The sequence below is a fragment of the Mycobacterium sp. NGS40 genome (genome assembly GCF_059812735.1).
Window position 1 is genome coordinate 184454 of the sequence record NZ_JCALDG010000013.1, and the last position, 8333, is coordinate 192786.

10 protein-coding genes and 1 tRNA gene are annotated in these 8333 nt (G+C 63.7%); 5 read left to right on the forward strand and 6 right to left on the reverse strand.

Annotation, left to right across the window (positions count from 1 at the left end):
• Window positions 1-16 precede the first annotated feature (16 nt).
• Window positions 17-604, reverse strand: coding sequence for a helix-turn-helix domain-containing protein (locus tag AC5Y5O_RS20675; protein ID WP_036473638.1), 588 nt, complete (start codon window positions 602-604; stop codon window positions 17-19).
• A gap of 125 nt (window positions 605-729) precedes the next feature.
• On the opposite strand from AC5Y5O_RS20675, the gene AC5Y5O_RS20680 reads away from it, so the two are divergent.
• Both AC5Y5O_RS20680 and AC5Y5O_RS20685 read left to right on the forward strand, forming a co-directional pair.
• Window positions 730-1008, forward strand: a complete 279-nt coding sequence (locus tag AC5Y5O_RS20680) for a hypothetical protein (RefSeq protein WP_500027121.1) — start codon at window positions 730-732, stop codon at window positions 1006-1008.
• A gap of 6 nt (window positions 1009-1014) precedes the next feature.
• Entirely contained in the window at window positions 1015-1314 is a 300-nt protein-coding gene (locus AC5Y5O_RS20685) for a hypothetical protein (RefSeq protein ID WP_176234839.1), read from the forward strand.
• A gap of 265 nt (window positions 1315-1579) precedes the next feature.
• Here AC5Y5O_RS20685 and AC5Y5O_RS20690 read toward each other — a convergent pair.
• From AC5Y5O_RS20690 to AC5Y5O_RS20700, 3 genes are all read right to left on the reverse strand, one after another.
• Window positions 1580-1651: transfer RNA gene (locus AC5Y5O_RS20690), tRNA-Lys, on the reverse strand.
• Between the two features lie 408 nt (window positions 1652-2059).
• The gene (locus tag AC5Y5O_RS20695) at window positions 2060-2305 is read right to left on the reverse strand and encodes a DUF2188 domain-containing protein (RefSeq protein ID WP_139813812.1); all 246 of its coding nucleotides are present in this window, start codon (window positions 2303-2305) and stop codon (window positions 2060-2062) included.
• Between the two features lie 89 nt (window positions 2306-2394).
• Window positions 2395-3792, reverse strand: coding sequence for an AAA family ATPase (locus tag AC5Y5O_RS20700; RefSeq protein ID WP_036473634.1), 1398 nt, complete (start codon window positions 3790-3792; stop codon window positions 2395-2397).
• A gap of 176 nt (window positions 3793-3968) precedes the next feature.
• On the opposite strand from AC5Y5O_RS20700, the gene AC5Y5O_RS20705 reads away from it, so the two are divergent.
• On the forward strand, window positions 3969-4130 hold the full coding sequence (locus AC5Y5O_RS20705) for a hypothetical protein (protein ID WP_232232249.1): 162 nt from the start codon (window positions 3969-3971) through the stop codon (window positions 4128-4130).
• Between the two features lie 306 nt (window positions 4131-4436).
• Window positions 4437-4820: a hypothetical protein gene (locus AC5Y5O_RS20710; RefSeq protein WP_232232248.1), complete on the forward strand. Its 384-nt coding sequence runs from the start codon at window positions 4437-4439 to the stop codon at window positions 4818-4820.
• Window positions 4821-4909: 89 nt separating this feature from the next.
• Here the strand turns inward: AC5Y5O_RS20710 and AC5Y5O_RS20715 are convergent, their stop codons facing one another.
• Window positions 4910-5134 carry a hypothetical protein gene (locus AC5Y5O_RS20715; protein WP_036473632.1) on the reverse strand — a complete coding sequence of 75 codons (225 nt, stop codon included), beginning with the start codon at window positions 5132-5134 and terminating at the stop codon, window positions 4910-4912.
• A 631-nt stretch (window positions 5135-5765) separates the two neighbouring features.
• A complete protein-coding gene (locus AC5Y5O_RS20720) occupies window positions 5766-6026 on the reverse strand; it encodes a helix-turn-helix domain-containing protein (protein ID WP_036473630.1) in 261 nt (86 codons plus the stop codon).
• Window positions 6027-6555: 529 nt separating this feature from the next.
• On the opposite strand from AC5Y5O_RS20720, the gene AC5Y5O_RS20725 reads away from it, so the two are divergent.
• Window positions 6556-8247, forward strand: a complete 1692-nt coding sequence (locus AC5Y5O_RS20725; RefSeq protein ID WP_036473629.1) for a TniQ family protein — start codon at window positions 6556-6558, stop codon at window positions 8245-8247.
• Window positions 8248-8333 lie beyond the last annotated feature (86 nt).

The following is an 8333-nucleotide window of genomic DNA, read 5'->3' on the forward strand; positions in this document are numbered from 1 at the left end:
TCAGTGGGCCGTAGGTTCACCAGCGCCCGAGGTCGGCGATGAATCCGGCAACTAATGCCGGGTCGCCGCCGCCGGCTAGGTGCTCGATCGCGGTGCGGTCGTCGAAGTCGGGCTGCGGGGTGTGCATGAATATATCCAGAACCACGGGGGTGATGCCCCGTGGTATCGCGCGCACGATCGCGTCCAAGCCTGGCAGCAGTTCGTCACCTAGGAACTGCCAGCGCGGGATGCGTCGGCTTCCTTGAAGATCGAAGGCCCATAACGCATTTCCAGTGATGCGCCGCGCCACCCGGGAGCGGTCGACGCCGAGCATCGCGGCGGCTTCCTTGATGCTGACCGATCCTGAGAGCGCGCTGCTGAGTTGGCGCACCGCAATGCGGGCGCGGGTCCGACGTTCGTCATCGGCCGACCAGGCGTCGATCACGGATGCTGCCTGGGGTTCGACGCGCATGCGCAGGAAATCCACTTCTGTCGCCGACAGGGTGGTTGCCCAGGGGATGGCCGCAAACGCGGAGTCCAGCTCGTCCAGGACCTCGTCGACGGTCAGATCAATCTGATGTTTAGCCAACAGCGCACCAAGCACGCGACCCGTCGACCCATCCATCCTGCACAGGGTAGCGCGGCGATGCGGGGATATGCGTGGATGTACGTTGATGCGATCGGACGATGCATGTCCGGGTCCTACCTGAGCCGTCACAGCCTCGTACGTAATCCCGCGTTGGGATTTACATGTCCAGGCTGCTCACCGTCTGGCGCTACGTCGACAGCGGCGAGCGCTGCCGGTGCGCATGTCACCCGCGGCTACCCGAAACCGACCTGCACGACCACGGATTCGCCTGCCCCTGTGCCCGCACCCGCGAGGACCGCCGCCGCACCTGGCACGAATGGCACAACGACATCAAAGCGTTTTGGGAATCGCCGGAGGACCAACGAATCAGGGCCGAGGAGCAAGCCGCGGAAGCTGACCTATGCAATCCTGGCTGGCGGTCCAACAGGGTGCCATCGTAAGTAGCCATGGCCGGCTTGGTCCCTGAACAGTGGGACGGCGAAGTAGACGGGCACAGCTTCTACTTCCGCGAGCGCCACGGCGAATGGCGCATCGAACTTGACCTTCGCCCCAGCGGCCACTTCGCCCGCACACTCGCCGGCACCAACAGCGACGGCACACCCCAATACGGGGAAAAGGAGCTAGACGAGGGCGACATCATCGCCCTGCGCCTACGAACCAACGGTCTGTGTGCGTCCTCGACGTGTCTCCGCGAAGCGACCACCGTGGGTTCGCTTTTTGCCCACGTCGATGATCACAGTCGTTAATAATCATCAGTACAGTCCAAATCAGTTGAACAACCTCAAGATGACGCACCGCCCACAGGGTACGAAACCTGAGGGGAAACGCACATCGGCGCTCCCTCGGTCATCGCCGTGGATTGGCGGGTGCCACAGGCCATACAGCAGCTGATCTCGGCGCCGAGCAGCGCTTCGATCGATGACAGATCGCCCACAGCTCTTCAATGGCATGCCCCATGCTGAACACTATTGGCAGGAGCCCTCTCGCGTCGCCGGTCTGGTTACCGGCCGGTGCGCCCGGAGGGAATCGAACCCCGACCCGCTACTTAAAAGGAAGCTGCTCTGCCGACTGAGCTACGGACGCCTGAAGTAGTACGCATGCGGCAGCGCGATTTTCGCTGGCGCATCTCAGGCTCCTTCCGACTCTTGTTCGGTGAGTCCACCTTCGATATTTTACCCGATTTGGTTCTGCCGCGGGCCTATGTCGGGTAAGGGCAGCGGCTGATACCACGCTGCAGCGCGGGACGGTTGGCGGCTAACTGGTTTATGAGGCGCGAAGTAGCCGCCCAGCGCCATCGCTGATGTCAGCCGGTGAGCGGCGCGGCCGAAAGACACCTTCGGGCGGTCCCCAGAGTGGCAATCACTTCGTCCCATTCGCGGACTTGAGGGTTCTTTCCTAACTGCTTGAATAACGCGCGCGATCACCAAGGACGACATGTGACACCAACGGCGGCAGGAGATTTCGAATCAGAATTTGATCGACCCCGATTCTTTAGATCTGAGGCAGCAGCTCGCGGGTTGGCCGCCCGGCGTGCTGCCCCGGCGCCAGACTCAGCCCTTCGGGGGGTACGGGTGTTTTTCCGACGGTATCCGCATTCCGAATCTGGTTATTGTCTTTGCGGTGGTCTCGCACCTCGCCGCCCCCGCTGCGTTCGGCAAGACGTCGCGCGGCGTCGTGCTCCTCCCGCCTGGGCGCCGTTAACAGTGGCATACATGTTCTCGCTGGCCGCAGTGCCATCGCAGATTCGCTCGGGTGTCGGGTACCGCGACCCGCCGCAGTGGCTTCTGCGGGTCAATAAATCCGGCGAACATGTGGTCTTCGCTTCCCTAGAGGTACATCCCTTCCGGTATCGCGGCACGGTAGCGTCCGTTGCCTACCTCCGCCAAAAGCGTTGCGGTGCTGACGCGTCCGTCGCGGCCCGCGAGCACGGCACGGCGCACGATCTCGCGGATGTCGCTGCCGCTGGTGCGCTCGGGAAGCGCCGCCACCACGCCCGCACAGTCGACCGCGTGGCCGCCAGGTAGATCGCGGATCAGGGCCGCCAGAATCCGGGCAGCATCGGTGGAGTTGGGGTAGCCGACTTCGACGATGGAGTCGAACCGCCCGGTGCGGATGGCCGCCTGGTCCAAGGTGGCTGCGTCGTTGGTGGACGCCAGCGCCAGGATGCGGGCGTCGGGCTGGATGTCCATGGCCTGCAACAATTCCGACAACCCGGCACCGCCGGTACTGCGGTCTTTGCACCACAGGTCAATGTCTTCGAGCACGAGCAGCACCGGGCCGCCGAGGCGCTGGGCTTCCTCCACGACGGCGCTGAGCAGCTGGGTACCAGCTTTGGCGTCGACGTAGATGACAGTGAATTGCCCGACGACCTCTTGGGCCACGACGGCGCTCACGGCCGACTTCCCGGCGCCTGGCGGGCCGCACAGCAGCACACCACGGCGCGCACCCAGCCTGTGGGCGTTGAGCAGGTCGTGGCGGTCGCGCACCGCGCGGACGCCGAGATCAATCTCAGTCCAGACCTGGTCGGCGACAATGACGTTCTCTCGGGTTGCGGTCGAGGGCAAGTCGATGACGGTCAAGGTCAGTCCGGCGGTGTGGGTGGCGCGCACCGCGTGGCCTCGGTAGGGGTTGAGATCGTTGGCGCGTTCAGCGAGCCGGTCCAGCAGCACGCGGGCGCGGTCCTGGTGGCCCGGCGCCACGTAGGCGCTCACACCGACCGACCGCAGCATGCTTTGCCGTCCCTGCAGGGCGATCACACACCCGACGTCGTCGAGCAGCGTCCCGGCGGGAAAATACACCCGCAAACATAGCGGGTGGCGGTAATCCTGACCTCCGATCCGGGTCTGCGTCCACTTCGGCGGGTCGGCGTACTCACCGGGGCCGACCTCGCAAGCCTGCGCATACTTATCGATCCACTCGGCCAGCGCCAGCGCGAAGGTGAACCACGACAACGGGTTAAGGCTGCGTTCCTCATCGACCAGTTGCCCGCAGCCCGCCACTCCCAGGCATCGGGCGGTGAACTGGTCGGCGTTCTCCGGTTTCTCGGCGCCATGGTGCTCGGCGACGCCGACCAGCAGCTCGCCCAGGGCACGCAGCGCGGGCCGCACACCACCGTCGACGCTCTCCAGCCACGTGTTGACATCGGTAAGGGGTCGCCGATGAGCCCCCGCGCGGTAGGCCGGGTCGGCGGTCAGGTCGCTCAGTTCGTCCTCTGTTCGGTTCATTGCCTCATTTGTCATCATCGGGAAAAGAGCAGCCGAACAGAATCGCACCCTGCCGGGTCTGTAGTCAACATTGTTTTTCAGCAAGCGCTGAGTCAGCTTGCCGCGATGGTCGGTCCGCTGCACTGACCAAGAGAATTGAGGCGACACCACGGTGCGCTCATGCCATCCTCGAGGGCGTGGATGAGGAACCCGCGGAGCTCTATGTCACCGACTTCTCCAACGTTCCCGGCGCCGACGAGTACCGGGAGGCGCTCGAGCGTGCCCGCACCGAGGCGCGCCGCCGTTACCGCGATCACCTGACGACGGTGTTCGACCTGCACGGTGCCCTCAACCCGTAGTGCTCGCCAACGTGGCCCTCGATGCGCTCACCGTCTGGCGCTACGTCGATAGCGGCGAGCGCTGCCGGTGCGGGTGTCACGCGCGCGGCTACCCGAATCTGACCTGCACGACTACGGATTCGCCTGCACCTGTGCCCGCACCCGCGAGGATCGCCGCCGCTCCTGGCACGAATGGCTCAACGACATCAAAGCGTTTTGGGAATCGCCGGAGGGACAAGAGATCCGGGCCGACGAGCAAGCCGCTGAAGCCGACCTGCAGGCCTGGCTGGCGGTCCAACAGGGTGTCACCGTGGGTAGCCAGTCGGCTTGGTCCCTGAGCAGTGGGATGGAGAAGTCGACGGGCACAGCTTCTACTTCCGCGAGCGCCACGGCGAATGGCGCATCGAGCTCGACCTTCGGCCCAGCGGCCGCTTCGCCCGCACGCTCGCCGGCACCAACAGCGACGGCACACCCCAATACGGGCAAAAAGAGCTAGACGAGGGAGACATCATCGCCCACGGCACCATCGATGACGACGCCTATGGCACCACACTTGTTGAGCGGGCACAGTTCATCGTCGACACCATCCGAATCCACCTCGCCCGCAAGCAATGCACGCTGCACAAAGACGATCTGTCATCGATCGAGGCACTGTTCGGCGCCGAGATCAAGTGGTGTCCCGCCTGTGGAAAGCGCCTTTCCAACCGGTGACTGCGCGGCCGCCGGACAGGGTCGCAAGCGACTACGTGTCGCTGCGCCGAAACCGCCGCGATGAGGTCACATTTGGCAGATTCGCGGGATCAGTAGCCGAACCGCCGCGCCTCAATATCTTCGAGATCCGCGGCGAGGCGGTCTTTATGGTCGTAAGCCCTTAACTCTCCATCGATTAGTGCCACCCGGTACGGCGCGCCGCTGTCCAGGTTGTCGTCCGCTGCAGCAATCAGATAGGTCACCTCGTGGCCACGATTCGCCGCAGAAGCCGGCCAGTCATAGACGTCGCCTGCCCAACCACGTTCGACCAGCATCCAGCCACGGTCAATCAACAGTTTGTCAAGGTTTGCATCGACGGCCCGGCGATCGTCGCAAGTCCTTGGGTGAGCCTGGCAACCCGCCCCATTCCGCCCGAGCTGGCGCGCTCTGCGCCGCGCGGCTTTGCGTCGGCGATTCGCTGTTTTCACAATCTACTGTCCGCCGCCGACCCCATACCGTCGCCTTCTGTGTCTTCCCCGAGTCGAGCCCCACTCCGCAACAGGAAGATCCTCCACACGTCGTCGTAAAACCCTACTAGTAGGGCTAGTAAGCGTAGCTGCACTATAGCCATTGGAAGGACGATTTCGCGCTTAACCCGGCCGGACGGAAGTGACGTCGTTGGCCAAAGAGAAGGCGTCGTTCTGGCCGGCCCAAGAACCACACCGCTCGCTAAGCGCATTTGGCCGAGACACCGTTTCGCGGAATCACGCACCTACCCCGCATCCGCGGCCAGGGTTGCACATCGGAGCGGGGAAGCGATGCGACCAGGCGGCAAAGGGCGGGGTGAGCGGGGCTGAGCTACACGGCATCCTGACCGACTTAGAAGGAGTGGTATTGGTCCGTGGCCGACGGTTCACGTTGAATTGCCATTCGCCGAGCCTGGCGGGTCGTATTCCGGACCGATTCTCAGCGAATGCCTTCGAGAAGATCGACGGCTGGTACGCCCAATGCCGTGGCGATGTCGAAGAGCCGCTCATGCAGTATTCCCCGGCGGCCGTGCTCGACATCCATCAACACGTTGCGGGATACCCCCGATAGCTGCGCCAGTTGTTCCTGAGTTAAGCCGCGTTCAATACGCAAGCTTTGGATCCGTGTCCCGACCATCCGACGTCGGCGCTCCCATGCGACGACGCGCTTGGGGTCGTTTTGACTGGGGCGCGTCGGCACGCAATCCAGTACTCACGCTCAAACCCTAGATGTCAGCCCTACTAGTAGTGCTTTCTGTGCGTTTTGTGGCGATCAGCTGTTTCCCGCCCTCGCAGCACCGTCCCGTTGAACACGGCGAAGTTGTTCCGCAACGGCAGGTGTGCGATGCGATCGCGGCCGGCAGCACTTAGCGATGACAGACCCTTACGGGCCGCGGGGGCGGCTGCCGAGCCGGGTTGCCATTGCGCCCCTGGAGGCCCTCGACCCCTATCTGGGCGGCTAGCGGTGGCGAACAACTTGCGGTTGACGTGGCCTTGCGCTTGTGATCGACCCGGTGCGCCAGCGGCCGTCCTCGTAGATTGACTACACACTCGATCCACCCCTAATGCCCTACTAGTAGTACATTGCGTTGGTGGCTGGTACTCCTCGATGCCGACCTCCAGCTGTCGTTTTGACCGCACCAGTCGTCGGTGAGGGCGCTGAACTGTGCCGTCGTGGGTCTTCGTGCCGACGCGGTGCCGCATGGCTGGAACCATAGGCGGGGCCTGCTGTGGCTACACGAGGCCTGCTGCCGAGTCGACCAGCATTGGACGAGCGAGAATCTCTTGACAGCTTCCTGGAACGGCTCGCCATCGCCAACGGATTATCGCCACCTCAGGTGCTGCGGCTTCTTACCGCGGCTGAGCATTCCGGCTCCCCCGGTGCGGCTTTCATGATGATCAAACCGGATCCTTTGATCATCAGCAGGATCGCCCGTTTGACTGGCGTCGATGGGGCTTCCGTTGCCGATGCCACGCTCCTGCGGTTCGACGACGGGTTGCCGCTGTATCTCGACGGGCTGGATCCCCTTCGTCGGCACACCTTCCGACACGTGGTGACACAGGGCTGGTTTCCCCAGTTCGGCTCGCAGTTGTGCCCCCTGTGCCTGGCCGAGGACGGCATCTGGGCGTTGGAATGGCGACTGCCTCTTGCCGCGACGTGTCCTCGCCACGGGGTCTTCCTGACGACACACTGCATTGGTTGCGGTCATCGATTTCGCACTCACCGCTATTCGCCGTTGCGTCCCCTGGCCGGTCCGCAACAGTTATGCGCGAACCCTGTCGGCCTACGCAATCCATGCAGGCAATCGCTGCTTAGACACGTTCCAGAGTCAGCTCCACCACAAGTGCTCAGCACCGCAACGATCTTGGCGGAAGCGCTGGCCGGCGAGACCGTGCCGATGCTAGGCAGGCGCGTTGACCCTCGACTCTTCTTAGCTGAAATCCGGCATCTCGCAACCTTGTTGCTTCACCTGCTGTCGCGGCCAGACGGGCCACTGGTAAGGAACTGGGCCGAGGTCCTCCACGCCGAAGCCCGTGATCGCACAACAAACCTTCGCGGGCCACGCTGGGGGATCAGCCCACCCCAGAGTGCGGTGGTCCGAGGGCACGTTCTCACCGATGCTGCCGACATCCTTCAGCAGATACACGTTGAAGACGCCGCTACCCGACTGTGCCCCTGGCTGGGTCTGATTGCCGAGGCGAAAAACGGCCCGTGCGCGTGGTTAGTGAATCGCACGACACGCACACCGACGATGGAGCGGCTCATCAGTACCGCAGCTGGGCAACGCCACCACGTCGGGCGGCGTCTTCAGAATGTTCGTCGCAGTGAATTGCTTCAAGACTCGGCCATTCCACAGCTGATCGACCCCGACATCTACCACGCATGTTTTGACGAGATGCTCGGTGGATACGAATGGACGGGCAGATTGTATGTGTCACTGTGCATGGTCAGACTCGTGGCCGACGTGGCCAATTGGTCGGATGCCGCAGTGAGCATCGGTCTGGCCCCGGTGGTCGGTGTCCGCGCCGCCCGCGCATCCAGCGCCCGATTGCGGGTCTCTCCAAAAGTATTCGCCGACGCCGTCAACACCGCGATGGGCATGCTCTCGTGCAGCCGCAATTTCCGCGACCATGAGGCTCGGGTCCGCGCATTGACCCGAGATCCCGGCGGTTGGTTCGAAACTTGGCGGACGACGATGACACCGCATCGGCGGCCCACTTCGTCGCCCTACGCGATCACCTGGATGTGGTGCGAGGTGGCTCAAGGCTTACTCGATGTCAGCCCTGCCTGGCCAGCGCCGCCTGCCCGGGAGATTAAGGCGACCTACCGCGTGTTCCGCGATCGCCTTCCGGAGCCGGCGCGTGCGGCACTGCGCTCCCTTGTGCTCGACCAGTCGGCACTGGATCAGCTTGTCGGATGACGGGGTTAATCTCGCTGTGGCGTAAGCGTCTTCGCCTTCGGGCCTCAGTGGGCGGCTGCTGCCCGTCTGTTCGATGGCCGTGACAG

What these genes read in the sequence shown, in the direction of transcription:
- AC5Y5O_RS20675 (WP_036473638.1), bottom strand. Translation starts at nt 604, where the DNA reads ATGGATGGGTCGACGGGTCGCGTGCTTGGTGCGCTGTTGGCTAAACAT.
- AC5Y5O_RS20680 (WP_500027121.1), top strand. Translation starts at nt 730, where the DNA reads ATGTCCAGGCTGCTCACCGTCTGGCGCTACGTCGACAGCGGCGAGCGC.
- AC5Y5O_RS20685 (WP_176234839.1), top strand. Translation starts at nt 1,015, where the DNA reads ATGGCCGGCTTGGTCCCTGAACAGTGGGACGGCGAAGTAGACGGGCAC.
- AC5Y5O_RS20695 (WP_139813812.1), bottom strand. Translation starts at nt 2,305, where the DNA reads ATGGCACTGCGGCCAGCGAGAACATGTATGCCACTGTTAACGGCGCCC.
- AC5Y5O_RS20700 (WP_036473634.1), bottom strand. Translation starts at nt 3,792, where the DNA reads ATGAACCGAACAGAGGACGAACTGAGCGACCTGACCGCCGACCCGGCC.
- AC5Y5O_RS20715 (WP_036473632.1), bottom strand. Translation starts at nt 5,134, where the DNA reads ATGCTGGTCGAACGTGGTTGGGCAGGCGACGTCTATGACTGGCCGGCT.